The organism is Sinorhizobium terangae (genome assembly GCF_009601505.1).
Classification (GTDB): domain Bacteria; phylum Pseudomonadota; class Alphaproteobacteria; order Rhizobiales; family Rhizobiaceae; genus Sinorhizobium; species Sinorhizobium terangae.
This window is the reverse complement of the sequence record NZ_WITC01000119.1, coordinates 23,867-48,994: the sequence shown is the minus strand read 5'-3', so window position 1 is coordinate 48,994 and position 25,128 is coordinate 23,867. Positions and strand designations below refer to the sequence as shown.

Genomic DNA, 25,128 nt, shown 5'->3' with positions numbered 1-25,128 from the left:
CAGCAAGCAAAAAGGGAGTAGACCGATGCCCAAGACGTTTCCAACCCACCCGATGCCGTGCGCTGCGGGCATCGGCCTCCGTTCCATACACATTGCCGAGATGCTTTCCCGCAGGCCCGCTGCAGGTTGGCTGGAAGTCCATGCCGAAAACTACATGGGCCAATCAGCAGCCGTGGATGCGCTTGAGAAGCTGCGCGAAGTCTATCCGCTTTCGGTGCACGGCGTCGGGCTGTCGCTCGGCAGCGCCTCGGGTCTCGACCGAGCGCATCTGGAGCGGCTGCGTGTCGTCTGCCAACGCTTCCAGCCAGCGATCGTCTCCGAACACCTTGCCTGGAGTGTCGCCGACGGCGCCTACCTCAACGACCTCCTTCCGCTCCGTTACGACGACGAGGCACTTGCCATCGTTTCCGCAAACGTTGATCGGCTGCAGGACACGCTCAAGCGCCAGGTGTTCATCGAAAACCTCTCCGCCTATCTCGCCTTCGCTGAATCGAGCATGACCGAGGCCGAATTCCTGATCGAGCTCGTCAACCGGACCGGTTGCGGCTTGCTGCTGGACGTCAATAACGTCCATGTCTCCGCAAGCAACCTCGATTTCGATGCATTGGCCTTCATCGACGCTCTGCCTGCCGACGCGATCGGTGAGATCCACCTTGCCGGCCACGCGGTCAACGAAATCGACGGCGACGTCATTCTCATCGACGACCATGGGTCGCGTGTGCCGCCGGCAGTCTGGTCGCTCTATGCCCACGCGCTCCGCAGGATCGGCCCGCGACCGACACTCATCGAATGGGACACGGATGTGCCGCCGCTCGAGGTCTTATTGGGCGAAGCGATGTGGGCCGACATGCTCGCCCGCCGGATCGCCTTCGACGAACGCCTTGAGGAGCCGCCGGTCACTGTACCGGACGGCCGTTTCGAGACCATAGGGTTGCCCGGCCGCGACGGCGCAACTGGCATCCTTTTCCCGGCGCTCGCCGCAACAGCGGCAGTCAAAGCCGCTTGCGGCACGTGCGCATCGAATAATTGCAGGAGGGACCGCCATGTCTTCCATTGAAACCCTGCAAAGTGTCGTCGCGCGTGCGGTTCTGACGACCGGGCCGGCAGATATCCTGCCACTCCTGGCACGGGGCCGTTTCGATCCCGCAAGGCGGCTCAACATCTACCGCAACAATACACTGGTCTCGCTCACGACGACCTTGAAGGCCGTCTTCCCCGTGACGGTGCGGCTGCTCGATGAACGCTACTTCAGTTATGCCGCCGGCCGCTTCATTCGGAGCAACCCGCCACAAGAGCCGCGCCTTTCCCGGTACGGCGCAGGATTTGCGCCATTTCTCGCGAACTTCGAGGGAACCGCCGATATGCCCTTCGTCTCTGAGGTCGCGCGTCTCGAGTGGAAGATCGCCGAAGCGCTCGACGCGCCGTTGGAGCGGCCAAGTACACTGATCGAGCTCTATGAGGGGCTTTCGAGTGGGTCTTTCGCGCTCTTCTTGCAGCCTTCGCTGCGACTTGTTCTTTGCCGCTGGCCCGCCCTCAGCATATGGGCGGCGCATCAGCAGGCGGGCGATCCCGACAGGCTCGCGAATCTCAACCGCGAACCGGAGCGCATCGCGCTCTGGAGACATGGCGACACCGTTCGCTTCCTGCGCCTCGACGCCGCGGAGTTTGCGTTTTGGTACGTGTTGAGGCGGGGCAGGGGACTCGAGGCTGCGGTTGCCCGCGCCTGCCGCCACTCGCCTGAGTTCGATATCGCACGAGCGGTGACAGGCCTTTTCGTCAGCGAGCTCGTCACAGGCATCCATCGCGCGAAGGAGTCTTCCAACCAGCAGGAGAGAGTGTCATGACTACAATGCGCGCAACACCGATGAGTTTTTCCAGAACGATATACAGGCTCCACGAAGCGGTCGTGGAGTGGTCGGCGGCCCTGCCGTTATCGATTGTGCAACTGGGGTCCCGCGTTGCCGTCGCGGAGGTTTTTTGGCAATCCGCCCAGACGAAGCTTGCCTCGTGGCCGGTCACGCTCCAGCTGTTCGCCTTCGAATATCGCTTGCCGCTGCTCGATCCCGGGCTGGCCGCCCTTATGGCGACGGTAGTGGAACTCAGTGGCGCGGCGATGCTCGGATTGGGACTGCTCGCGCGGCTCGCCTCACTGATGCTGCTCGGCGTCGTCGCCACCATTCAGATCTTCGTCTACCCGGATCATTGGGTCGAGCATCTGATGTGGACGAGCCTGCTCTTGCTCATCCTCTCGCGGGGCGCCGGCGTGTTTTCGGTCGATCATGTGGTCGCCCGACGCATCCGTGCCGGAGGCTGAGTGATGTCGGTAACGCCTGCTCAAAGCGGTTCCCTGCCGGGGGCGACCGGCAAGGACCAGGAGAAGCGCCGGCCGCGCGTGGTCATTCTCGGTGCTGGCTTCGGCGGTCTGAACGCGGCGATGGCGCTTCGCAGCGCGCCGGTCGAAGTCACCGTCATCGACCGGCGAAACTATCACCTGTTCCAGCCTCTGCTCTACCAAGTAGCGACCGCGGGGCTCTCGCCGGCGCAGATTGCCATGCCGATCCGCCGCATTCTTTCGCGGCAGTCGAATGCCACGGTCCTGATGGACAAGGTCGAGGCGGTCGATACCGCCGCGCGATGTGTCGTGACCGGCGGCCAGCGCATCCCGTATGACTATCTGATCGTCGCGACCGGCGCCCGCCATACTTATTTCGGTAACGACACCTGGGCGGACCACGCCCCCGGCCTGAAGACAATCACGGATGCGACGGCGATCCGCGCTCGCATCCTCTCCGCCTTCGAACGGGCGGAGGTGACCGATGATCCCCGTTTGCGTCAGAAGCTGTTGACCTTCGTCGTCGTCGGCGGTGGGCCGACCGGAGTCGAGCTCGGCGGCGCAATCGCCGAGCTCTCCCGAAGGACGATCGTTCACGATTTCCGGCGCATCGATTCATCCTCCGCCCGGGTCGTGCTCGTCGAGGCGGGTGAGCGGATACTGCCGGCGATGCCGTCCTGCCTTTCGAGAAAGGCCCAGAGACAACTCGAAAAGCTTGGCGTCGAGGTGGTGCTCGGCAATGCCGTCGCCGGCTGTGACGACAGCGGCGTACGGCTGGCCGACGGAACTGAAATCGGCTCCGCCTGCGTTCTCTGGGCCGCGGGCGTTATGGCTTCGCGCGCCGCCAAGTGGATCGGTGCGGCGGCCGACCGCGCCGGACGGGTCATCGTCGACGAGCGCCTCAATCCACCAGCACACGACGAAATATTCGTCATCGGTGACACGGCCTCGGTAACCGATGCGGCCGGACGTCCTGTACCGGGCGTAGCGCCGGCAGCCAAGCAGATGGGGCGTTATGCAGCCTACGCCATTCTCGGCGATATGGCGGGACGGCAATCGGCGCCCTTCCGCTACCGTGACTACGGCAATCTCGCGACCATCGGCCGCAAGGCAGCGGTCGCGGATTTCGGCAAGACCAGGCTCTCCGGCTATCCCGCATGGCTCGTCTGGAACTTCGCCCACCTCTGGTTCCTCGTCGGCTTCCGCAACCGCCTCGTGGTGTTTCTCGACTGGGCGGTCGCCTATGCCCGCAACGATCGCGCCGCGCGGCTGATTACCGGTCACCATGAGGCCTAGCGATGTATCGCCCGAAGCTCGCCCACGTCGTCGTCGTTCTCGTCATGCTATCGGTGCTCTCCACCGCCGCGCTTATCCATCTCATCTGGCAGCGCGCAGCCGGCGAGAGCATTGAGGAGATCGTCGCGAGTCTCGATGCCCAGACGGCGGGGTCCGTCAGGAACGACCTGTCCCGGACGTTGTCGCTCGTGTCGAGCACGGCCGAAATTGTCCGCTCCATCTTCTTCCAGGGTGCGATCAACGCCGATGATGAGGTCAAGCGCGAGTTCCTGTTCCTCTCGTTGCTGCGCGAGCAGCCATCAATCGACTGGATCGGCTTCGGCTTTCCGGATGGGCGTTTTTTCGGATCGCATGCGACCGCCGACGGCCGGATCGAGATGGTCGAAATCGGCGCCGCGAGAGCCGGCGAACTCCGTCCGTTGCGGCGCGATCTCTACCGACCGATCCCGGGCGACATCTTTTTCGAGGAGCGCAACAAGGCGGAGAGCGCCTATGTGGTACTCGGCGCCCCCTGGTATCGATTGGGCAAGGAAAACGGAGAGCCTGTCTGGACAGTCACCAATGTGCTGCCGAACGGTTTCGAGCCCGCCATGGTGCTGTCGAAGCGTGTCGTGAGCTTCGGGAAGTTTATCGGCGTCGTGATGGTGGCGGTGAGCCTCCGGCGTCTCTCCGAGGCGTTAAAGGCGCTTGAACTACCGGCGCTCGGCAAGGCATTCGTTCTTGACAGCAGCGGGCGTGTCCTTGCGACATCGCAACCCTCCGACGGCGTGATGGCGGCGCATTTTTCCGACTTTCCGGCTGCCGATGCGGTGGCGTCAGCCGCGGCCGAGGCTGTCGCGGCCAATAAGGTCGATGCCTTCCGCGTGGTAGTGCCAAACGCCTCGCTCGGGCCCGTCTTCGTGTCGTCGTCGCGCCTGCCGTTCGAGAATTGGCGCCTTGTTGCCGCCACGCCACGCTCGACCTTCGCAGGCGGCATTGACAAGAATATCCGGCGCGTAGCCTTAGTCGTGCTCGCTATGGCCGCCCTTGCCGCAGCGACTGCGGTCGGCTTTGCAAATTTTCTCTTCGCCCGCCCGCTCGCCCGGCTGGCAGCGCAATTGCGTGCGGTCGAGCGCTTTTCGCTGGAAAGCGTCCGCCATCACCCGACCTTCCTCGCCGAGCTCAACGATTTCTCCCAGGCATTGAAGCGGATGGCGGTCGGGCTTTCAGCCTTCGCCCGCTATATGCCGCTCGACGTGGTGCGACCGCTCGTCGAAGGCGGCATCGAGCCGAAGCCCGGCGGCGCGCTCTGCGAAGTGACGGTCATGTTCGCCGACCTGCCCGGTTTCACGGAACTGACAGAGAGGCTCGGACCCGGCGTCGAGCCACATCTGACGCGCTTCCTGACTATTGCGGTCGCCGCTGTCCATGCGGAGGGCGGCACGGTTGACAAGTTCATCGGGGATGCCGTTATGGCGATCTGGAACGCGCCGGGCAAGCAGCCGGATCATGCTGCCCGCGCCTGCCGCGCGGCTGTCGCGATCCGGACGGCAATGCATGACGACCCGCCGATCGCGGCAGGCGAGAACGCGGTCCGCGTGCGCATCGGCATCAATAGTGGCACGGCCCTGATCGGCAATATCGGTTCCGCCGAGCGGCTGAGCTACACGGCCATCGGCGACGCGGTCAATCTCGCGAGCCGACTGGTGAACGTGGCCAAGGAGCGCGGCGTCGAAATCGTGCTGAGCGACGCGACCATGCGCGAGCTCGGGGCAGAACCGATGACGAGACCGCTCGGGCTTGCGACGGTCCGCGGCAAGGCCAGGCCCGTTGGCGTACATACGATTGACCAGCCAAAAGTTCGATCCGCGGGAGGAAGCGATGGAAATGGCGATTACAACGGTGGCGATGCTCGCTTGCCTGCAACTCAAGCACTTTGTCGTTGACTATGTGCTGCAGCCAGCCTGGATCCTGCGCGGCAAGGGCAATTTCCGCATGATCGGCGGCTATGTGCATGCGGGCGGGCACGCGCTCGGAACCGTGCCGGCGCTGATGCTCGCCAGCGCCGGCATGACGCGTGTCGCCATTCTCGTGCTCGCGGAGTTCCTGGCTCACTATCTCATAGACTACGGCAAGGCACTGCTGTCGCGGCATAGCGGCGCCGATGCGACGACCCGGGCCTACTGGGCCATGCACGGCGCCGATCAATTGATGCACCAGCTCACCTATGCGGCGCTGATCCTGGCCGCGCTGGTGTAAGTGCCTTCATCCCTGGCGCCAAACATGCGTATCCGGCGAAGAACTCTGGCTTGCTCTCGTTCTGGAGAATGTAATCCAAGTGCAACAATGCCGTGTGAAGGGTAGGGCATCAGCTACTTTCGCGCAAATGCGCCATGAAGACTTCGGCCGGCGTGCGGTAGCCCAGGCACTTGCGCGGCAGCGCGTTCAGATGATGGACGAGAGCGATCAGCTGCTGCTGGCTGATGTTGAAGAGATTCCGGCCTAGCCTTCGATGATCGATCAGGAGGTCCTGGCTCGAAACCGTTTAACTGCATTATCTGAGTTCTGGCAGGCCTCCATGCCCAAGCGTTCCCGCATTCAGGTGGCTAGCTGAGCTAGTTGTCGAATAGAGAGCGGGCGGCATCACTCCGGCGGTTCTACAGAGCACACACAGATGCACGCTCGACAAGTTTGCACGAGATGACACGACGACTCGCGCGCACCATTTCTTCAGAAATGACGCTGTTCAACCACTCGGCACCTTGGAAACCGAGATCATAGTACGGCAATGCCGCGGTGGTCAGTTCGGGCTTGAGCGCCAATGATACGGTTCTGAAATCGTCAAAGCCAACAATGCTGACGTCCTGCGGGATTCTTAGTCCCGACGTCAAAGCTGCAATATAGATCTGAATCGCCATTTCATCATTGCCGCTCATGATCGCAGTTGGGCGATCCTTTTGCTGCAACATTTCGGTCGCTGCCGCAAACACATAATTCTCTTCTGCTCCGACCGGTCCTTCCATTCCAAGACGAATGGAGAGGTCGCTCTCCGCGAGGCCGAATTCCTTCACAGTGCGGCGGAAGGCATCGAGACGCAGTTCAGCGCCAAGCAGAATCGGGTTGAGCCTGATATAGCCGATCCTTCGATGTCCCCGTTCAAGCAAATATCGGGTGAGGTCCCGGGCGCCCTGGAAGTCGTCAGGCTCGATGGATGGCAAGAGCTCGCTCGTGTGAGGCCGGCAGTTGATCATTACCGTCGGTATGCTCACATCGCCGGCCTCGGGATCCACGACGCGGTGGTACATCGTCACGTAGAGCACCCCGTCGATACGGTGGGACTGGAACATTTTCCAGATTTCCGCCTCCCGTTCGGGTAACCCTCCGGTGTTTGCCATCAGGATACTTTTCCCATGCCTATTGGCCCAATCCTGGATTCCGCGCACGATATCGACCGAATAGGGAGTCGTGGAAACATAGTCGGTGATGATCCCGAACGTGTTGGAGCGGCTTGAGCGTATTTGGCGCGCGGCCATGTTGGGAATGTAGCCGAGATCCCGAATGGCCTTTTCCACTCTTTCTCGCGTGTCCTCGGTCACATGCGGTTCGCCGTTGATTACCCGGGACACGGTCTTGTTCGATACCCCTGCCGCTTTAGCGACACTGACGATGCTGACCATATCGTAATCCTTTCCCTCTGAAAGCACTTGTACACCAAGGAAATGACAACGTCGACAATTTTAATGACAACGTCGACAATGCACGTTGACAACGTCGTCATACCAAGATTATGGTTGCCTTCATGGGAGGCTGGAGTGAGAGCCTCGCTTTAAAGACAGGAGGATCTCATGAAGAATTTGCTTTCAGCCAGCGCGCTCGCGCTCATCTTCATGGTGGCGCCGGCGAATGCCGAAACCATCAATATCCTGGTCGAAGGCGGCGGCGAGATGCTCCAGAAGGCCGTGGCCGAGAAGTTCACCGCTGAGACCGGCATTGAGGTGAAGTTCACGGTCGTTCCCTACCAGGGCGTATTTGACAAGTTCTCGGCCGAAATCGCCTCCGGGTCATCGGCGTTCGATGTTGTTACGATCGATGTTGTCTGGAACGCCAAATTCGCGGGCCATGTCGAGGATCTCGCACCGCTCTTCACCGACGCGGTTCGCAAGGATCTGCCACCGGCTCTGCTTGCCGACGCACAGGTTGGAGGCAAAATGATCGGAATGCCCACCTGGGCGAATGCGGAGATCGTTTTTTATCGCAAGGACCTCTTTAGCAAACCGGAGGAGCAGAAGGCGTTCCAGGAAAAGTATGGCTATCCCCTTGCTCCGCCGAAGACCTGGCAACAATGGCGCGACATGGCAAAGTTCTTCACCCGCGACACGGACGGCGACGGCAAAACGGACTTCTGGGGCACCGACACCATCGGCACCTTTTCCGAAGAGTGGATGGCGCATGTGCTTCAGGCGGGCTCGCCCGGTGTGATCCTCGACAGGGATGGCAAAGTTATCATCGATAACGAAGCCCATAAGAAGGCGCTCGAATTCTACATCGCCCCGCACTGCGTCGATCATTCGGTGCCGGAGAATGTGAATGAGATCGGTTGGGGCGAGGCGCAGAACCTGTTCTATCAAGGCAGGACGGCCATGATGAAGTTCTGGGCGCATGCCTACAAGATGACGCCAGCGGATTCAAAGGTCAGCGGCAAGGTCGGCGTCGCGCCGATGCTGGCCAGTGACGCCGGGATCGCGGCTATTCCCGGCCCTTGGTACAACGTTGTCCCCTCGACCTCCCAGCACAAGGACGCGGCGAAGAAATTTGTAGCCTTTGCGATCGCCAACAATGCATTGGGTATCGAAGCGCCGCTTGGCCTTGCGGCGACGAATTCCGCCTATCGCAGCTATTCCGGCAAACCAGGTTATGAGCATTTCACGCCGCTGCTTGAGACGTTGAGCGCGCCTGCGACCCAAGGGCGGCCGATGGACGAGAAATACCAGGAAATCGTCGATGAAGCTGTCCTTCCCGCCGTGCAGCAGGCCCTGACCTGCGAAGCGGATGTCGGCAAGGTCCTGACGGATGCCAAAGAAACGATCGAGGACATCCTAAACTAACCCGCTGTTCTCAACTCCAGCGGAGGAGAAAATCCTCCGCATATCATCAGCTTTCGGAGACAGCCATGTCGGGTGAAGACCGATTTGTGCTCTGCATGCTCGCGCCAGCGCTTGCCGTTCTGGGCCTGCTGGTCGCATACCCGGTAGGGCTCCTGATGTTCGATTCCTTTTTCAAAGTCGACACCATCACCCCCCACATCAGGGATTGGGTCGGGCTCAAGAACTATATCGACGCGCTAACCTCCAAGCGCGTCGCCGAAAGCGCATTCAGAACGATTCAATATTCGGTCTTTGCGCTATTCTTCGAGTTTACCTTCGGCTTCTGCGCCGCTCTCTTGTTTTCGGCACTTCCTGGCCGATCGCGCTGGCATCGCACGGTTTTCACGCTGCCGCTGATGGTGCCGCCGATCGTCGCCGGCCTCCTGTGGCGCTTCCTGCTGGTCGGCAACATTGGCATTCTCAATTATGGGCTCGTCCAACTGGGTATCATCAGAGACCCCGATGCGATCGCCTGGCTCTCCGACGAGGACATCGTCATCTATTCCGTTTCCTTCGCCGATATCTGGTTGACGACCTCCTTTGTCGCGCTCGTGTCCTACGCCGGATTGATGAACATTCCGAAAGACTTGCTCGAAGCTGCCCGGATTGATGGCGCGAATGCGGTCAAGCGATTTTGGCACGTCACCTTGCCGCTGATGCGTCCGGTTATCGCCGTCATTGTCATCGTCCGCGCTGTAGATGCGGCCAAGACCTTCGACCTCATCTGGATACAGACGCAAGGCGGTCCCAACCACGCATCGGAAGTGTTCTCGATGAACATCTATCAGCGCATGGTTCGGTTCGGCGATCTTGGCGAGGCATCGGCATCCGGGACCCTGTTCCTGATCGTCATGATGCTTCTCGCCGCCGCGGCATATTGGAAGATATGGAGGCCGGCTCATGCGTAGGGCACGCCGCTTCAATATCAATGGCATCCTGGTCAACGCGGCGGCCCTCGCGCTCGTTCTGTCCTATGCGCTGCCATATGTCTATCTGCTCATGACCTCGATCAAGCCGGCGGCGGATGTCCAGCAGATTCCGCCGAGCTTCCTGCCTGCAGTGGTCTCGCTCGAAAACTTTCGCGAAGTGCTGCAATCGTCGGCGCTGCCGAAGGCGTTCGCAAGCTCGCTCGCGGTGGCGGTGCTGACAACCGTGTTTTCGCTGGCGGCGGCAGTCCCCGCGGCCTACGTCGCAACGCAGTACCGGCGCAGGATCACCACCCTGTTCCTGCTGTTTGCGCTGGTCACGCGTATGGTGCCGTCGGTGTCTCTGGGTGTGCCACTGTTCCAGCTTCTGAAGTCTCTGGGCCTGCTCGATACGATCCCGGGCCTGGTTCTTGCCCACACCTCGGCTGCCGTCCCGCTGGCGCTGTTGCTCATGTCCGCCTTCTTCGAAGGCGTGCCGAAGGAACTCGAAGAAGCAGCACGCATAGATGGCTGCACACGTTTCCAGGCATTCCGGAAGATTATCCTTCCGGTCATGATTGGTGGGATCGCAGTGACTGCGCTCTTCACCTTCATCACGAGTTGGAACGAATTCCTCTACGCGTTGCTGCTGACATCGGAGGCTACGAAAACGGCACCGATTGTCATCGCCGAATACAACTCAGTCTACGGGCTTGCCTGGGGAGCGATGACCGCAGCCGCGGTGCTCTATTCGCTTCCCGTGATCGTCGTAACGCTCGCACTTCAAAAGCAGATCGTCGGCGGCCTGACATTCGGCGCTGTAAAGGGATGAGGGAGGCAGAAGCATGTCCGCCATAGAACTGCGCAATATCAACAAGGTCTACGGAAACAGTTTTCACGCTCTGCACGATCTGAGCTTCGACATCAGGGATGGCGAGTTCATGGTTTTCGTCGGTCCGTCGGGATGTGGAAAGTCGACGGCGCTCAGGATGATCGCTGGCCTGGAGAGCATTACTAGCGGTGAACTCAGGATCGGTGGCAGGTTAGTTAACGATGTCGATCCCAAGGATCGCGACATCGCCATGGTGTTCCAGTCCTACGCGCTTTATCCCCACAAGACAGTGCGTGAAAATATCGCCTTTCCCCTGCAGATGGCGGGGCTGCCGAAGACCGAAATTGCCAGCCGCGTAGACGAAGCCGCACGCACCCTCGAATTGACGACTTTGCTCGACCGCAGGCCGGCACTCCTTTCAGGAGGCCAGCGTCAGCGTGTCGCCATGGGACGAGCGATCGTCCGCAAACCAGCGGCCTTCCTGATGGATGAACCGTTGTCGAACCTCGATGCCAAGCTGCGCGTGCAGATGCGCGCCGAGATCGCCAGCCTCCAAAGAAAACTGAATGTCACTACGATTTACGTGACACACGACCAGGTCGAGGCGATGACGATGGGTGACCGCGTAGCTGTCATGAAAGGCGGCGTGCTTCAGCAAGTCGACACACCGCAAAACCTGTACAATCGCCCTGACAATGTCTTTGTCGCCGCCTTTATCGGATCGCCCTCGATGAACTTGTACGAGGCCGTTCTGAACGGAAGGACCCTGACCCTGGGCAGCAACACTTTCGAAATCCCTGAGCGGGTCTTCGAATATCGCCCCTCGCTCAACGGTGCGTCTAACCGTCAGGTCATTGTCGGTGTCCGGCCCGAGCACATGAACGACGCCGCCGTTCGGCCTTCTTCGGCCGAGATCTCAGCCCCAGTCACTCTTGTTGAGGCGCTAGGTTCTGAATCCATGGTGCATCTGAATATCGACGCACCTTGGGTCGATGCCGGCGACCCGGACGCCGTCGCCGACATCGGCGACGAAAAAGCTGCTGTAGCCCGTTTTTCTCCGAAGAGCACCGTACGCGCAGGTGACATCGCGCGCGTCGCTGTCGATGCCGAAGAACTTCACTTCTTTGAACCGGACACCCGCACCAGCATCTGGTGATGGTATAGCCAGGAAAAAACAAGAATGACTAGCGCCTCTACTGCCACCAATCACATGCGACTCCTTCGGATCTCCAGCTACGAGCTTACTACAAACCAAAACAGAGAGCTGGTTGAACGCATTCCCCAGTCGGCTTGCAAGCAACAAGCCAATCAAGAACATCAGTCTACTACCGCTCTGGAGTAAGAAATGTCCGAGAAGACATTAACAATGGTTAGCGAGAACTGTTACGACGTAACGAAGTATCCCGTAGGTAATCCCCGTGAGGATATTGGAGCGGTCATCAATAGCATCATTGCAGACATCAAAAGCAGGCAACCTGTTTCCGATCTAAATGATGGCGGAAAACCTGGAGCAGTTATCTATATACCGCCAGGCGATTACCGTCTTGCCACTCAAGTCGTTATAGACGTGAGCTATCTGAAAATTGTGGGCTCTGGACACGGTTTTACGTCTTCGAGCATCCGTTTCAACACAGCCGCAAACGAGCTGGCACGGTGGCACGAGGTGTGGCCGGGCGGTAGTCGTATACTTGTGGACATCTCTCCAGAGGCCGCCGACGGTGAGACTGCTGGAGCCGCGTTTTATGTTAAGCGTACCGGAAATCCTCGTATAAGCTCTGTGGAGTTTGCTGACTTTTGCATTGATGGCCTACATTTCATTGACGATGGTTCGGGGCAAAATGATGCAGAAAATACATATAAGAACGGCAAAACGGGAATCTATGTAGGCAGCGCCAATGACTCATGCCGAATAACGGGGATGGGTCTTATCTATCTGGAGCATGGAGTTATTGTTCATGATGCAGATGCGCTGGCGATAGACAACAATTTCATTGCTGAGTGCGGAAACTGTATCGAATTGAAAGGTATGGGGCAGGCCTCAAGAATAGCAAATAATTTTGTCGGAGCCGGATATAGGGGACATTCCATTTATGCTGAAAAGTATGGGGGCATTCTAGTATCCTCAAACAACGTATTCCCTCGAGGTGCTAGCAGTGTCTATTTTTCCGGCGTGATGCGTTCCTCGGTCACCGGAAATAGATTCCATTCGTTTTATCCCGGAATGTTGGTTTTTGCTGCCAACTGTTGCGAAAATTTGGTTTCCTCAAATCACTTTTTGCGAGATCGCGAGCCATGGGCGCCCATGCAGAAGTACGATAACGGCTTGGATGATCTGTTCGGCCTTATGAAAATTGACGGCAGCAACAATTCGATAATTGCGAACCACATTTCAGAGACAATAGATACTCAATATATCAGGCCTCTCGCCGTAAAGCCGGTGATAATTAATGTGGTTTCCGGTAGCGGCAATTACATAGCCAATAATCACATCGTGGCGACAACCGAAATATCGCAAATCAATGATGCACCAAACAGTGCCTGTTTTTCAACGCAAGTGGGCGCATTGCTTTCAACTAACAACTTGAAGGCGCTCGAAGTAACGACGGTACTTGTGCAGAGGGGGTCGGTACGGAATACAGTCCTGGATTCAGGAAATGACGAACAGGTTGAGATGGACAAAACAATGAACGCCTTTAGGAGTACTCCAGTTCCTGGGAAAAGGGGCAGAGTTTCAATATAGACCGAGCGCAGACTCTCGAAATTCAGTGACTATTCGGAAAAGTCATCAACGAGATCATCGAATGAAGAACAGGGTGCATTTGGATGCTGAGCACGGCGTGCGGTTCGAGATCTGGGCTCGGCAAAAGCCTGGAAAATCAGCTCCGGAAGAAGACGCCGATGCCTTCGTTCTGCGTGCCGGCAATGGGGTCGTTTACCGGATCGCACAGCTGCCGCCCTATTTTCAATTCTATTCCTATACCCATTATGCGGCCGGCCCGCTCACGCTAGAATGGGACGATGGCGCCATTGAAATTCCACTGCTATACAGCTTCAATCCGGATGACGTCGCTGAGAAGGGCGTGACTTTCCTAGAGTTGCGCGATGGCCGCGTCATCGCTCGACCGAGGACATCCTGGCCGGAGTGGTACGAGAGCGACGCAAATCGCCCGCAGCTCAGATTCTCGCCGTTTCAGGCCTGGATGAACGATCCGAACGGGTTGTGTTTCGTCGACGGCCGCTATCACCTGTTTTACCAGTTCCACCCCGTTGAATCTGAATGGGGACCCATGCACTGGGGCCATGCCGTCAGCGACGACCTCTACCGTTGGATCCATCTGCCGGTCTTCCTGCATCCGGAACAGAATCTTTGGTCGCTGGGCGCCACCGGCGGCGCCTTCTCGGGAAGTGCCTTCGTCGGCCCCGAGGGCAAGCTCAGCTTCTACTACACGGAGCGGCTGCCGGCCTATGACCTGTTCAAGGACTACAAGGAGGTGCAGAAGCGAGTGCTGCCATCGACCGATCTCCTGCGTCCGGATGCCAACAAACTGGTGCTTGTCAATGGTCCCGACGGTATCGCCCACGACTTCCGTGACCCCAAGGTCTGGTATGATGCGGCCTGCGGCACATATCGGATGGTGCTCGGCGCGGCGATCGATGGTGATCCAGGCGTCCTGCTCTATGGGTCCGAGGACGGCGAGGACTGGAAATTCTTGTCCGTCCTCTATCGCGCTCCCGAGCATTTTCGCCGGCACGGCGCGCGCTGCGTGGAGTGCCCGGATTTCTTCGAGCTCGATGGTTATCATGTGCTGGTGATGGGCTTTGTAGGATACACTGAGCCGGAAACCGGCCGTCATAACCTGCTTTACGCGCAGGTCGGCACATTCGAGGGCGACCGCTTCATGCCCGCGACCCCGGCTTTGCAGGAACTGGATTTCGGCACCGATTTTTACGCAATGCAGAGCTTCCTGGCAAAGGACCGCCAGATCGCTTTTGCCTGGCTCTTCAATTGGGAATTCCGCAAGCCGGGAGGTTCGCCCTATAGCGGGGAGCTGTCGCTCCCGCGCGTGCTCGGCCTCGACGCCGAACGGAATTTGACAATGATGCCGGAGAAGGGCTGCCAGCGCCTGCGCGCCCGCACTCTTCGACAGACTGCACCTTGCCAATTCGCATGCGAACCGGGGTGCCCCGTCGAGTTGTCTTTGGCAGGCGATCTGGATGGAGTTCAGATCATCGCGCGCGGCAGCGACGGAGAGAGCTTTAGGTTGGCTCACAGCGCCCGCCGACTTGAGCTGGCCGTGGCGGAGGACAATGGTGACATCAAGTACCGCTCAGCGCCGCTGACGCTCGAATGGTTGACGTTGTTCTTCGACCGCGGCGTCGTCGAGGTCTTCGCCAATGGGGGCGCGGTCTGCGGCACGCGCCGTACCTATAAGGTCACAGACCTGACCTCGCTTGAAGTGAAGTCCGCCGACAGGTGCCGGATCGAAACGTATGAGGCATGGAGCTATGATTCGGCTTGGAGTAACTAGCATAGGCGGCGGCTGGTGAACCATGTCCTCCAACCGCACGTGTCGGCGCCGAAAATGGTGCATGCGAATTGCGGTATCGATGGTTCGATCCCTTCAAGGCGAGGAATGAACGATCACTCTGGCAGGCGCGCTCGCCGACGAACCGAACGGCTGCAATGGGCTCAATCGAGCCATGCCTGCGCGTTCTTTCGATGGCCGCTTGGCGAAACCCGCCAAAATCCCTATCGTGTGAAGTTGTCACGGTCGCTTAAGGTACCCCTCCCGATCGCATAAGGTACTATTTCGCCCCCTCTCGCAAACGACCCCTTTGCAGCCACCGGCCTGCGATACAGTGTCGACTGCGTCGGTCTATTCGCGCCCACGATCGTGCCGGTGTCAGGCGCGAGGAGATTTGCCCGTCGCGCGCAGGCAACAAGCGCCGTGCGAGCGGTCTCGGCATCAATCTCGCCCGCAAGTGCCGCTTTGCAGGCATTGAGCGCGATGGCGTGGGTTGGATTCCGCTTTGACGGCGGCCACTCATTCAGCCAGGTGTAGGCCTCGCTGACGCCGTGGATCTCGGCCGGAAATCCGAGTCCCACGAAGATTGATACCGGATGTCGAAAGCGATCATGCTCCATCGTTCTCCTCCATTCATGGGTAATCAACTTTGCGGGTGACGAAGCGCCTGGCAACCGTTATGCCCTGACCTCCTGACGCTGGAAGACGACATAGGTCAGGGTGAACAGCAGGATCATCGCAGCGACCAGTCCCGCGAACTGCGGCCATACGACCAGGAGGCTTTGCAGGGTCGGTAGCGGTGCGCCGGCGATCGCGCCTTGGACCTGATCGAAGAACAAGGGGCCCACCGATCGCGCCGCGGGGTTCAACAGCATCCCGGTGATTTCGCCGTAAAGCGTCTGAGGCGAGAACCTGCTGACGGCCTGCTGTGTTTCGAACTGCGTGACCACAGTCATCGGATCGAGCGGATCAATAGGGGCCAGCACGCTTGCAAGCAGCGGCGCGATCATGTCCCAGAACACCGCGAGCACCAGCCAGACCGACAAGGCGGCCAACGCCGAGGTCGCCGGCGAGCGGATCAAGGTCGAGAATGCGATCGCCAGCGCCAGCCAGACACCGGCATAGGCGAGCGTCGCGGCCAGATAGGCGACACCCCGCACGATGTCGGCGGCCGACGGAGGCAGACCGAGGAACAGGATGCCGAGGCCCGTCATGAGCAGCCAGAGCGTCAGCAGCGCGATCGCAATGACAAGCAAGCCACCGAGGAATTTTCCGAACAGCACCGCATCGCGGTAGATCGGCTGCGCCAGGAGCCGGCTCATCGTTCGCCGGGCGTATTCGCCGTTGACCGCGTCGAAACCCAACGCAATCGCCATCAACGGCAACAGAAAGCCAAGCAGGGCGGCGAAGGATGGAAGCGGTTCGCGAGCCTCCGTCAACAGCTTCAGGAACAGGAAAGGATCCTCGGCAGTGGTTTCGGTGATGCGCCCGATCGCGCCATAGACGGCGCCGATTGCGGTGAGCAGCACGAGCAGCATGATCAGATGCATCCGCGCGCTGGTCATATGATCGGCCGCTTCCTTGAACGCGATCGTTGCCGTGCCTTTGAAGGGTGAGCCTTCACGCGTCATGGACAACCTCCCGGAAAAACCGATTATAGGCTTGGTCGAGCCGAGCGCGGCGCAGGTCCAAATTCTTCAGGGAACCGCCAGCATCCACGACGAGGCGGGCGAGCTCCGGGCGGACATCGCGTTCGGCTTCGACCAGCCAATGACCCCGGCGGCCAGCCACGATCGACTTCACGCCCTCGGCCGACGTGCCTAGTTCGGAAAGGTCGACGCCATCGGCCTCGACATCGATGATGAATGCGCCTCCACCGATCTTATCGGCGAGCTCTTGGATGGTGCCGAGAAAACCGATCCGGCCGTTGCTAAACAACGCGATGCGATCGCAGACCGTTTGCACCACGTTGAGCATGTGCGACGATAGCAGGATCGTCATGCCGTCGCGGCTCAGCGCCCGGATCAGGTCGAGCAATTCCTGGGTGGACTGTGGATCGAGGCCGGAGGTCGGTTCGTCCAGGATGGCGACGGAGCACTTGCGCATCAGAAGTTCGGCAAGGCCGAGTCGCTGACGCATGCCACGGGAGTAGGTGCCGACATGGCGGTCTGCCACCTGCGCCAACCGCACCTTGTCGAGCGCCGCGGCAATGCTTTCCCGGGCAAGATCGGCAGACATGCCGGCAAGGCGAGCGGTATAGGCGAGGTTTTCTCGTCCTGACATGCTGTCGTAGAATCCGACGGCGTCAGGCAGATAGCCGACCTCTCGCTTTACCTCGAGCGGCTGGCGCAGCGGGTCCTTACCGAGAATATGCACGCTCCCCTCGGTCGGCTCGGTCAAACCCAGCAGCATCAGGATCGTGGTCGTCTTGCCGGCGCCGTTCGGTCCGAGCAAGCCGACGACTTCTCCGGCACGAACCGACAAATCGATTCCGGCAACAGCCACGGTGGAGCCGTAGCGCTTCATCAGTCCTTTTGCCTCTATGACCATCGTGCTCATCGCCGTCCATACCTCATCACCGCCAGGCCGAGGACGAGCACCGCGGTTGCGATGACGCCAAGTCCAGCCATGCCCCAGATCGTCGATGTGTTTACAGTGACGCGGAACTGAGCCGACTCCGACACGGGCCCGCCGCTCGCACGCACCGAGACCATGTAGTCGCCCGCTATTGCCTTTTCAGAAGGGGTAATCCTGACGTTCACCTGCCTCGTAGCATCGGGCGCGATCAGATCGACGCGGTCGGGCTCGAATTCGACTTTCCAGCCTGATGGGGGACTAGCCGACAGTTCGATGTCGGTCGCAGGCGCACTGCCATTGTTGGCGAGTGTGAACGGGAAGCTCGCTTCCTTGCCAGCCTCTGCCTGTCCGGAGAGGCGTTCCCGCGGCCCAGTCAATGTAACGTCGGGCTGACCGGTTACTTCAATACTGAGCTCGGTCGTAGCGCTCGCTCCACCGCCCGCCACTTCGACCACGACCGGGTAGCGGCCAGCCGGTGCTGACCTCGGCGGTGTTACTTCCAATGTCACGTTCTCGCTCGCCCCGGCCTCGATCGGCAAGCCGGTAATCTCTTCCGAGCCATAGCCGCGCTTGAAGCGTGACTGAAATCCATCGGGCACATTGGCGGCGAGACTGAAGAGGTTCTCTTCCGCGCCGTCATTGGTGGCTTCTATCTTGAAACTGAATGTGGAGCTGGCCGTACCTCGCAGCGCCGGCAGCTCGGATTTCAGCTCCAAGCCACCCTCCGCCGCCTCCGATAGTTTCACCACAAGGGGAAGATCGGCGGTCTGGTTTGCGTATCGCGCTTTCACGTTAATCGGAACGCGCTCGCCGCTAGCGCCCTCGGGCGGCGTCAGTTCGAGGTTAACTTCCTGTGTCGCATCTGGCGCCACCATGACAGCCGAGACCTCGCGGTTGCCGCCCTTCAGCGACCATTTCCAACCATCGGGAATGCCTGTAACTTCAAGTGACGCCCGCTGCGGCGGCAGATTGGCATTGCGCAGCGTCAGCGGAATTGTTTCGGTTTCTCCCGGGCGGATCGCCAGTTCCGGATGCGGTGTCGTGAGCCAGAAGCCGGTAAGCTTGGCGACTTCCTGTCGCTGGTCTTGAGCAACAGCCGGTGTGCATGCAAATGTCGCTCCAAGGGCCAATGCTGCTGCAGTGATCCATCGAGCAATTGTCCTCATCTCATTCTCCCTTCGACGTTCGATATCCATGCGCGCGGCGACCTAACCGATCACCAGAAACAGTTTTGAGCCGCCGCGAAACAGATCGAGCGCAATCGTGCCGCCGGCGTCCTTTAACGCCGCGGCGAGCTCCGCGACGGTCGCGATCGGCTGGCGATTGACGGCAACGATCACGTCGCCCGCGCGCAAACCCGATCGCTCTGCTGCGCTTCCATCCTCAATGCTGGAGACAACCACGTTACCCGCCGCATCCTGGAACTGCGCGCCCTGCAGGGAAGCGGGTATCGCCTCGGCCCCAGCTTTTGCCTCGGCCGGCTCAATGCGCAATGTCACCTTTTTGCGAGCCCGATCATGGAGATATTCGATCTCGACCTGCGATCCGATCTGAGCCAGGCCGATACGATTGCGGAGATCTGCCGAGCCGGTGATTTTGCGATTGTTGACGGCGGTGATGACATCGCCGGCTTGAAGCCCGGCATGCGCCGCCGGCGAATTCTGCTCAACGCTTCCGACCACGGCGCCGGAGCTCTCCTCTATGTGGAGCGCTTCGGCCAGGTCCGGCGTCAGATCCTGAACGGAGATGCCGATCCGGCCGCGCCGCACTTCGCCATGCTTGATCAGTTGCTCCATCGCTGCCGACGCCATCGCGATCGGAACCGCAAAGCCAATGCCAACATTGCCGCCGGCTGGCGCTATGATCGCGGTGTTGATGCCGACCAGCAGGCCGTCCGCAGTGACCAGCGCGCCTCCCGAGTTGCCGGGATTGATCGAGGCATCCGTCTGGATGAAGTCCTCATAGTCCTCGACATTGATCCCGCCACGGCCAAGGGCGCTGACGATGCCGGAGGTGACGGTCTGACCAAGCCCAAACGGATTGCCGATCGCGACGACCGGGTCGCCGACCCGAAGGGCATTGGAATCGCCAAACGGAAGCGCCCTCAGCTTGTCCGCGTCGATCTTCAGCAACGCTATATCGGTTGCCTCATCGCTGCCGACCAGCTCGGCGGTGAAGCGGCGGCGGTCCTTCAGGGTTACCGCAATTTCCCCGGCGTCCGCGACAACGTGGTGATTGGTGAGGATATAACCTTTATCCGCGTCGACGATGACGCCAGAACCGGCGCTTAGCCGCTGCTGCTGCTGCTCCGGCAGGTTGAAATAGCGGCGGAAGAAGGGATCGTTGTAGAGAGGATTGGTTTCGGCGGGAGCGCGTGACCTCACCGCAATATTGACAACCGCCGGCGTAACCTCCTCCAGGACATCGGCGAGCGACCGTTGTTGAGTGCTTGCCGAAATGGCGGGCTGCGGCTGCGCCGCCGGGAACGGCGCAGGGTCCAGCACGAGGACGAGTGCGGCGAATACGCCAACATATTTCGACGAACGCGTGATCATTTTTGCCCCGATTCTTCAGATCCTCCTTCGGAGCGGATAGGCGGGCCTCGGGTCCAGCCTCATCGGAGCCTCGTCCAGGGCTCCTGCCAACCTGCTCCAACCATATTCGAACGCCCTGCCCATCGAGGGCCGAGGCATCAGTTCACAGCTCCACCAGGGGTCCGCGCCCCTCGGGCGCGGACCCATCGCTTTCGTCAGAAGTCCATGCCTCCAGGCGGCATCGGCGGAACCGGCGCCTCCTTCTTCGGCTTCTCGGCGACCATTGCCTCGGTGGTAATCAGGAGGCCGGCGACCGAGGCAGCGTCCTGCAAGGCGGTGCGAACGACCTTCACCGGATCGATCACGCCCTGATCGTAAAGATCACCGAATTCGTTGGTCTGGGCGTTCCAGCCGTAACCAAATTCGGTTTTTTCGCGAAGCTTGCCGACAATGATCGAGCCTTCAGCACCTGCATTTTCGGCAATCTGGCGTACCGGCGCCTCAATTGCACGTCGGACGATCTCAATGCCGTGTTTCTGATCAGCGTTCTCGGTCTGAACGCCATCCAGCGCCTTGACGGCTCTCAGCAAAGCCACACCACCGCCAGGCAAAACTCCCTCCTCGACCGCCGCCCGTGTGGCATGCATTGCATCATCGACGCGGTCCTTGCGTTCCTTCACCTCAACCTCGGTCGAGCCGCCGACGCGGATGACGGCAACGCCGCCGGCAAGCTTGGCCAGCCGCTCCTGCAGCTTCTCGCGGTCGTAGTCCGAAGTGGTTTCCTCGATCTGCGCCTTGATCTGGGCGACGCGGCTCTGGATCTCCGCCTTCGAGCCTGCGCCGTCCACGATCGTCGTGGTTTCCTTCTCGACGACAATTTTCTTGGCGCGGCCAAGCATTTCGAGCGTCACATTCTCGAGCTTGATGCCAAGATCTTCGGAGATAGCGGTTCCGCCTGTGAGGATCGCTATGTCCTCCAACATGGCCTTGCGGCGATCGCCAAAACCAGGAGCTTTCACTGCAGCCACCTTCAGGCCGCCGCGCAACTTGTTGACGACGAGCGTCGCGAGCGCTTCTCCTTCAACATCCTCGGCGATAATGAGGAGGGGTTTTCCGGATTGAACAGCGGCTTCGAGAACCGGAAGAAGCGCCTGCAGGTTCGAGAGCTTCTTGTCATGGATGAGAATGTAGGGTTCTTCGAGCTCAACCCGCATCTTGTCCTGGTTGGTGATGAAATACGGCGAGAGATAGCCGCGGTCGAACTGCATGCCTTCGACGACTTCCAGCTCGGTCACCGCGGTCTTGGCTTCCTCAACGGTGATGACGCCTTCATTGCCGACCTTCTCGACCGCGTCGGCGAGGAACCGACCAATCTCGCTGTCGCCATTCGCCGAGATCGTCCCCACCTGCGCAATCTCGTCGTTTTTCGTGACTCTACGCGCGTTTGTCTTCAATTCCTCAACGATGGCGTCGACAGCCTTTTCGATTCCGCGCTTCAGGTCCATCGGGTTCATGCCCGATGCTACGGCCTTCGCACCTTCCTTGACGATCGCCTGGGCGAGAACCGTTGCCGTGGTTGTGCCATCGCCGGCGATGTCGCTGGTTTTCGACGCCACTTCCCGCACCATCTGGGCGCCCATGTTCTCGAACTTGTCCTCGAGTTCGATCTCCTTGGCAACCGTGACGCCGTCCTTGGTGATCCTGGGAGCGCCGAATGATTTGTCGAGCACCACGTTGCGTCCCTTCGGGCCAAGCGTGACCTTGACGGCATTCGCAAGGATATCGACGCCGCGCAGCATCTTCTCGCGGGCGTCGGAATGGAACCTCACTTCCTTGGCAGCCATTTCTCTACTCCTTCTATTTCTTGTCTGGCGTGGGTCCGGTAGGCACTAGGCTGCCGTTCTCGCTGCGGCCTCGATCTCGATCACGCCCAGAACGTCAGATTCCTTCATGATCAGGAGATCCTCGCCATTGAGCTTGATCTCAGTGCCCGACCATTTGCCAAAGAGAATGCGATCACCGATTTTCACATCGAGGGCTCGCAGCTGCCCGCTGTCGTCGCGCGCGCCAGCGCCGGCGGCAACGACCTCGCCCTCCTGTGGTTTTTCCTGCGCCGTGTCTGGGATGATGATGCCGCCGACCGTTTTTTCCTCGGCCTTGATGCGGCGAACCAGGATACGGTCATGCAAGGGACGGAATGTCATATAACTCTCCTCATAGACAAACAGATTTTTGAAGAGGTCCTCCGCGCCGCATCCGAAGCGAATCCAACGCGAGGCGCCCGATCCTTTCGGCATCGCGCGCAAATCGATCTGGTTTCTAAGCTTTCGAGTTTCAAGAGGGCGGCACGAATTTTTTAGCACTCGCCACTGTAGAGTGCTACCGGCATGAATTCATAGAGCTAATCGCGTGCATGCGGTTTGAATGCTCAGATTAACAACCCTCGTCCGGGCCCCTCATGGACGAGGCCCGGGGCAACCGCCTCCCCTCTAGACGCCACTCGATTTGATACACGTCATTTTGGCCGACCGCCAAATGGGGTCGAAGCAGGGAGCGCCGAGCTTCTTCGCGCTCCCTCGTATCTATGTTGCTCTGTGGAGGATGTAGCTATGAGACAGATCTCGACCTTTCGCCCTTCTACCGGTCAAGCATCGGCTTCGACCGCACCTTCGACCTGCTCGAAAACGCCAGTCTCAACGCTGACGATTCGCCGCCTATAACATCGTCAAGCTTGGCGAAAATGCATACCGCACCCCATCGCGGTGGCGATTTTTGCCGATGACGAACTGACGGTCAGGGTTTCGTCAGTTGCAGGGGATATGTTCGATGCTAGAGCGCGCACAATTGCGCAAAACTGACGATCCGCATGCTGATTGTGGCGAGTTACGTCTCGTCGGCGCAGCCCAAGGAGCTCCGCTCTGACGCGCGGAAGTCGTTCAGGCTGCAGCGGCACCGCGTTCCAAACTGTGTAATCCGCGCTTCCTCGTTGCATGGGAGACGGATTGTGACAGGAGTCGACGGGCGGGCGAATGCGCCCAGCGGACTAAGGCAACCACTGGTCCCGTGCTGAATCGGATATTGCGATGGAAAAGATGGCTCGACGTTCAGTTCGGTCATGCAGGGTCCGCGTTCTGAAAATCGAGACTCAGGAACCTCCTCCGCTCAAGGCCCCCTGCCCGACCGCCGCACGTCACACGATCGCTCCGCTATCTGTCAGTTGCATAGTGATATGCCAAAACTGAATTTCCCTAGTGTCGAGAAAAAAGAGAGTATCAACGTCAGTGTCATCGCACAGGCGCGAGATCTTTGTTCTCCTAACAGAAAGGGAGCCTTATGGATTCCAATCGGATAGATGGTACCGGATCGCTAGCCTTCAAGCCGGGGTACGTCGGCAGACCGGATGATAAACTATTCAGGCAAGCTGTGAATGAAACCAGGTCATCGACTGCCGCGCCTGTATCGACAAACGCTCCGATTTGGAGCTCGAGCGCTCCATACGGAGACTTTTCACACGGTGGCTATTCTTGGAACAACGACATATATGGGGGTAAGGCCGCTGGGCCTCAGACGATTTCGGTTCATGCAGACAACCAGTGGAGCGTGTGGTCGAACCAGCCTAATACTGATGGCATCAAGAGCTACCCCCATCAGGCTTTCAATGTCGGGAAACCACTCAGTTCAATCAATACTCTGACGTCGAGCTTCAATCAGGATGTTCCTGTTGGCGGCGCGTGGAACACCGCCTACGACATCTGGGACGGCTCACAGCAGAATGAGATAATGCTCTGGACAAACTACACCGGAAATCCAGACGGCAGCGGCAACGTTAAGCCCATCTCATATCATTATGACGCTTCCGGGGCGTCGATTCCGATCTACCGCAATGTCAATGTAGGCGGAGCGACTTGGAACGTGTTCGAAGGCTATAATGGCCACAAGGTCATCTCACTGCTTTGCACTTCCAAGACCAATAACGGGACGGTGGACATCAAGAGTATCCTGGATTGGCTCAAGTCGAAGGGCCACTTTGGCGACATAAACGTCGGCAGCGTTCAATACGGCGCCGAGATTACCGCGTCCCCTGGAGGGAAGAACTTCAACTTCAAAAACTGCTCCGTGAGCTCGACGCCGATTGACGCCGTGGATAGCAATCCAAATGTAAGCTCACATGTCGTCGACAGAGGCGCTGCCGTGAGCGGAGCGGCCGACCGAGGGGCAACCCCCCCAAGGAAGGTTGATCCCAATAGCGACGAGCAGCTGTTGTCGGCGGCGATAGACGCATTCCTGCCCAGCATGGTGTCCAACACACTGATGCTGAACAATTCCCTATTCAACTTTGCCAAGGAAGCCATCGACGAAGGCGACGAGGGCTGAAGCTTCCTCAACAGCCGACGCATTCGGCCCAGTAGCCAATAGAGGATTTGTCGATGAGCCCAGAAGGCTTCTCCGAGCGCGGGTTTTTGGCGGCCGTCCAGGCTTTATCGACGGGGGCAACGCTTCGAACAACCGACGTCGTTGCACAGCGGATTAGCAGCGAACATACTTCTCTCGCGCCCGCTTCTGATGTCCAGGAGATGACCTCTACCGGTTTGAGGAAGATATCGCCGCAGGCGGACCCGGAGAACCTGCCCATCTCCCTGCCTCCCGCAAGCGAGAAAGCGCCAGCCCTTCTTGATCGACTTGTCTCTTTGTTCAAGCTGGCCAGCGATCATGGCCCCCAACCATCACCGGTGCGGTTCGCCAAGGCTTCCGAACAGGTCGAGCAGGCGGCGACGGGGGCTCATGACCTGACCCAGGCGATAGATCGATTTGAGACATCGCAGCAATTCGCCACAGGTATCATGCTCCTGTCATCGCTCACCCAATCCGTTATGTCGTCTTCCAAGCGACTGTCCCAAGGGCAGTAAGGCGCCATGGCTGTCTTCCCGCATGGTCACACGACGTCATTGTCGCGCGCCGGCAAGCTCTTTGCCGCGCTCCTTCTCTGTGTTCCGCTTTGCTCC

Annotated in this window: 21 protein-coding genes and 3 pseudogenes; 15 read left to right on the top strand and 9 right to left on the bottom strand. The window is 59.5% G+C overall.

All coding sequences use genetic code 11. The annotated features are described in order from the left end of the window. The first annotated feature begins 25 nt into the window (after nt 1-25). The 6 genes from bufB to GHK62_RS27265 are packed head-to-tail and all read left to right on the top strand — an operon-like array spanning nt 26 to nt 5,866. Nucleotides 26-1,057, top strand: coding sequence for an MNIO family bufferin maturase (gene bufB / locus GHK62_RS27290; RefSeq protein WP_153441682.1), 1,032 nt, complete (start codon nt 26-28; stop codon nt 1,055-1,057). Then, a complete protein-coding gene (locus tag GHK62_RS27285; protein ID WP_153441681.1) occupies nt 1,044-1,844 on the top strand; it encodes an HvfC/BufC family peptide modification chaperone in 801 nt (266 codons plus the stop codon). The genes bufB and GHK62_RS27285 overlap by 14 nt, the downstream gene beginning before the upstream one ends. Further along, nucleotides 1,841-2,314 carry a DoxX family protein gene (locus GHK62_RS27280; RefSeq protein ID WP_153441680.1) on the top strand — a complete coding sequence of 158 codons (474 nt, stop codon included), beginning with the start codon at nt 1,841-1,843 and terminating at the stop codon, nt 2,312-2,314. Before GHK62_RS27285 ends, GHK62_RS27280 begins: the two co-directional genes overlap by 4 nt. A 3-nt stretch (nt 2,315-2,317) precedes the next feature. Continuing rightward, a complete protein-coding gene (locus GHK62_RS27275) occupies nt 2,318-3,628 on the top strand; it encodes an NAD(P)/FAD-dependent oxidoreductase (RefSeq protein ID WP_153441679.1) in 1,311 nt (436 codons plus the stop codon). 2 nt (nt 3,629-3,630) lie between these two features. After that, nucleotides 3,631-5,553, top strand: coding sequence for an adenylate/guanylate cyclase domain-containing protein (locus GHK62_RS27270; RefSeq protein ID WP_153441678.1), 1,923 nt, complete (start codon nt 3,631-3,633; stop codon nt 5,551-5,553). Further along, nucleotides 5,489-5,866, top strand: coding sequence for a DUF3307 domain-containing protein (locus GHK62_RS27265; RefSeq protein ID WP_153441677.1), 378 nt, complete (start codon nt 5,489-5,491; stop codon nt 5,864-5,866). Before GHK62_RS27270 ends, GHK62_RS27265 begins: the two co-directional genes overlap by 65 nt. A gap of 109 nt (nt 5,867-5,975) precedes the next feature. Here GHK62_RS27265 and GHK62_RS34600 read toward each other — a convergent pair. Further along, nucleotides 5,976-6,092: pseudogene (locus GHK62_RS34600) on the bottom strand (IS30 family transposase); the annotation flags it as partial. Nucleotides 6,093-6,264: 172 nt separating this feature from the next. Next, complete coding sequence (locus GHK62_RS27255; RefSeq protein ID WP_153441676.1) at nt 6,265-7,284, bottom strand: LacI family DNA-binding transcriptional regulator; 1,020 nt, start codon at nt 7,282-7,284, stop codon at nt 6,265-6,267. 168 nt (nt 7,285-7,452) lie between these two features. Between GHK62_RS27255 and GHK62_RS27250 the strand changes: the two genes are divergently transcribed. From GHK62_RS27250 to GHK62_RS27225, 6 genes are all read left to right on the top strand, one after another. Beyond that, nucleotides 7,453-8,712, top strand: a complete 1,260-nt coding sequence (locus tag GHK62_RS27250; protein WP_153441675.1) for an ABC transporter substrate-binding protein — start codon at nt 7,453-7,455, stop codon at nt 8,710-8,712. A gap of 65 nt (nt 8,713-8,777) precedes the next feature. Then, a complete protein-coding gene (locus tag GHK62_RS27245) occupies nt 8,778-9,659 on the top strand; it encodes a carbohydrate ABC transporter permease (protein WP_153441674.1) in 882 nt (293 codons plus the stop codon). Then, complete coding sequence (locus GHK62_RS27240; RefSeq protein WP_153441673.1) at nt 9,652-10,488, top strand: carbohydrate ABC transporter permease; 837 nt, start codon at nt 9,652-9,654, stop codon at nt 10,486-10,488. The genes GHK62_RS27245 and GHK62_RS27240 overlap by 8 nt, the downstream gene beginning before the upstream one ends. A 13-nt stretch (nt 10,489-10,501) precedes the next feature. After that, nucleotides 10,502-11,644 carry an ABC transporter ATP-binding protein gene (locus GHK62_RS27235; protein ID WP_153441672.1) on the top strand — a complete coding sequence of 381 codons (1,143 nt, stop codon included), beginning with the start codon at nt 10,502-10,504 and terminating at the stop codon, nt 11,642-11,644. Between the two features lie 210 nt (nt 11,645-11,854). Next, entirely contained in the window at nt 11,855-13,228 is a 1,374-nt protein-coding gene (locus GHK62_RS27230; RefSeq protein ID WP_153441693.1) for a NosD domain-containing protein, read from the top strand. A 61-nt stretch (nt 13,229-13,289) separates the two neighbouring features. After that, on the top strand, nt 13,290-15,017 hold the full coding sequence (locus GHK62_RS27225; protein WP_153441671.1) for a GH32 C-terminal domain-containing protein: 1,728 nt from the start codon (nt 13,290-13,292) through the stop codon (nt 15,015-15,017). Nucleotides 15,018-15,364: 347 nt separating this feature from the next. On the opposite strand, the pseudogene GHK62_RS27220 reads toward GHK62_RS27225, so the two are convergent. From GHK62_RS27220 to GHK62_RS27190, 7 genes and pseudogenes are all read right to left on the bottom strand, one after another. Continuing rightward, nucleotides 15,365-15,634: pseudogene (locus tag GHK62_RS27220) on the bottom strand (DUF982 domain-containing protein); the annotation flags it as partial. Nucleotides 15,635-15,691: 57 nt separating this feature from the next. Then, the gene (locus GHK62_RS27215) at nt 15,692-16,645 is read right to left on the bottom strand and encodes an ABC transporter permease (protein WP_153441669.1); all 954 of its coding nucleotides are present in this window, start codon (nt 16,643-16,645) and stop codon (nt 15,692-15,694) included. Then, a complete protein-coding gene (locus tag GHK62_RS27210; protein ID WP_153441668.1) occupies nt 16,635-17,573 on the bottom strand; it encodes an ABC transporter ATP-binding protein in 939 nt (312 codons plus the stop codon). The genes GHK62_RS27215 and GHK62_RS27210 overlap by 11 nt, the downstream gene beginning before the upstream one ends. Next, entirely contained in the window at nt 17,570-18,757 is a 1,188-nt protein-coding gene (locus GHK62_RS27205) for an NEW3 domain-containing protein (RefSeq protein ID WP_153441667.1), read from the bottom strand. The genes GHK62_RS27210 and GHK62_RS27205 overlap by 4 nt, the downstream gene beginning before the upstream one ends. A gap of 42 nt (nt 18,758-18,799) precedes the next feature. Further along, on the bottom strand, nt 18,800-20,146 hold the full coding sequence (locus tag GHK62_RS27200) for a DegQ family serine endoprotease (RefSeq protein WP_153441666.1): 1,347 nt from the start codon (nt 20,144-20,146) through the stop codon (nt 18,800-18,802). A gap of 194 nt (nt 20,147-20,340) precedes the next feature. Further along, entirely contained in the window at nt 20,341-21,969 is a 1,629-nt protein-coding gene (gene groL, locus GHK62_RS27195) for a chaperonin GroEL (RefSeq protein ID WP_153442086.1), read from the bottom strand. A 45-nt stretch (nt 21,970-22,014) separates the two neighbouring features. Then, entirely contained in the window at nt 22,015-22,329 is a 315-nt protein-coding gene (locus GHK62_RS27190) for a co-chaperone GroES (RefSeq protein ID WP_153442085.1), read from the bottom strand. Nucleotides 22,330-22,709: 380 nt separating this feature from the next. Here GHK62_RS27190 and GHK62_RS35090 point away from each other — a divergent pair. The 3 genes and pseudogenes from GHK62_RS35090 to GHK62_RS27175 all read left to right on the top strand — a co-directional run. After that, nucleotides 22,710-22,920, top strand: a pseudogene (locus tag GHK62_RS35090) (alpha-crystallin domain-containing protein); the annotation flags it as partial. A gap of 538 nt (nt 22,921-23,458) precedes the next feature. Further along, complete coding sequence (locus GHK62_RS27180; RefSeq protein WP_153442084.1) at nt 23,459-24,499, top strand: GH12 family glycosyl hydrolase domain-containing protein; 1,041 nt, start codon at nt 23,459-23,461, stop codon at nt 24,497-24,499. Nucleotides 24,500-24,552: 53 nt separating this feature from the next. Continuing rightward, complete coding sequence (locus GHK62_RS27175) at nt 24,553-25,032, top strand: hypothetical protein (protein WP_153442083.1); 480 nt, start codon at nt 24,553-24,555, stop codon at nt 25,030-25,032. Nucleotides 25,033-25,128 lie beyond the last annotated feature (96 nt).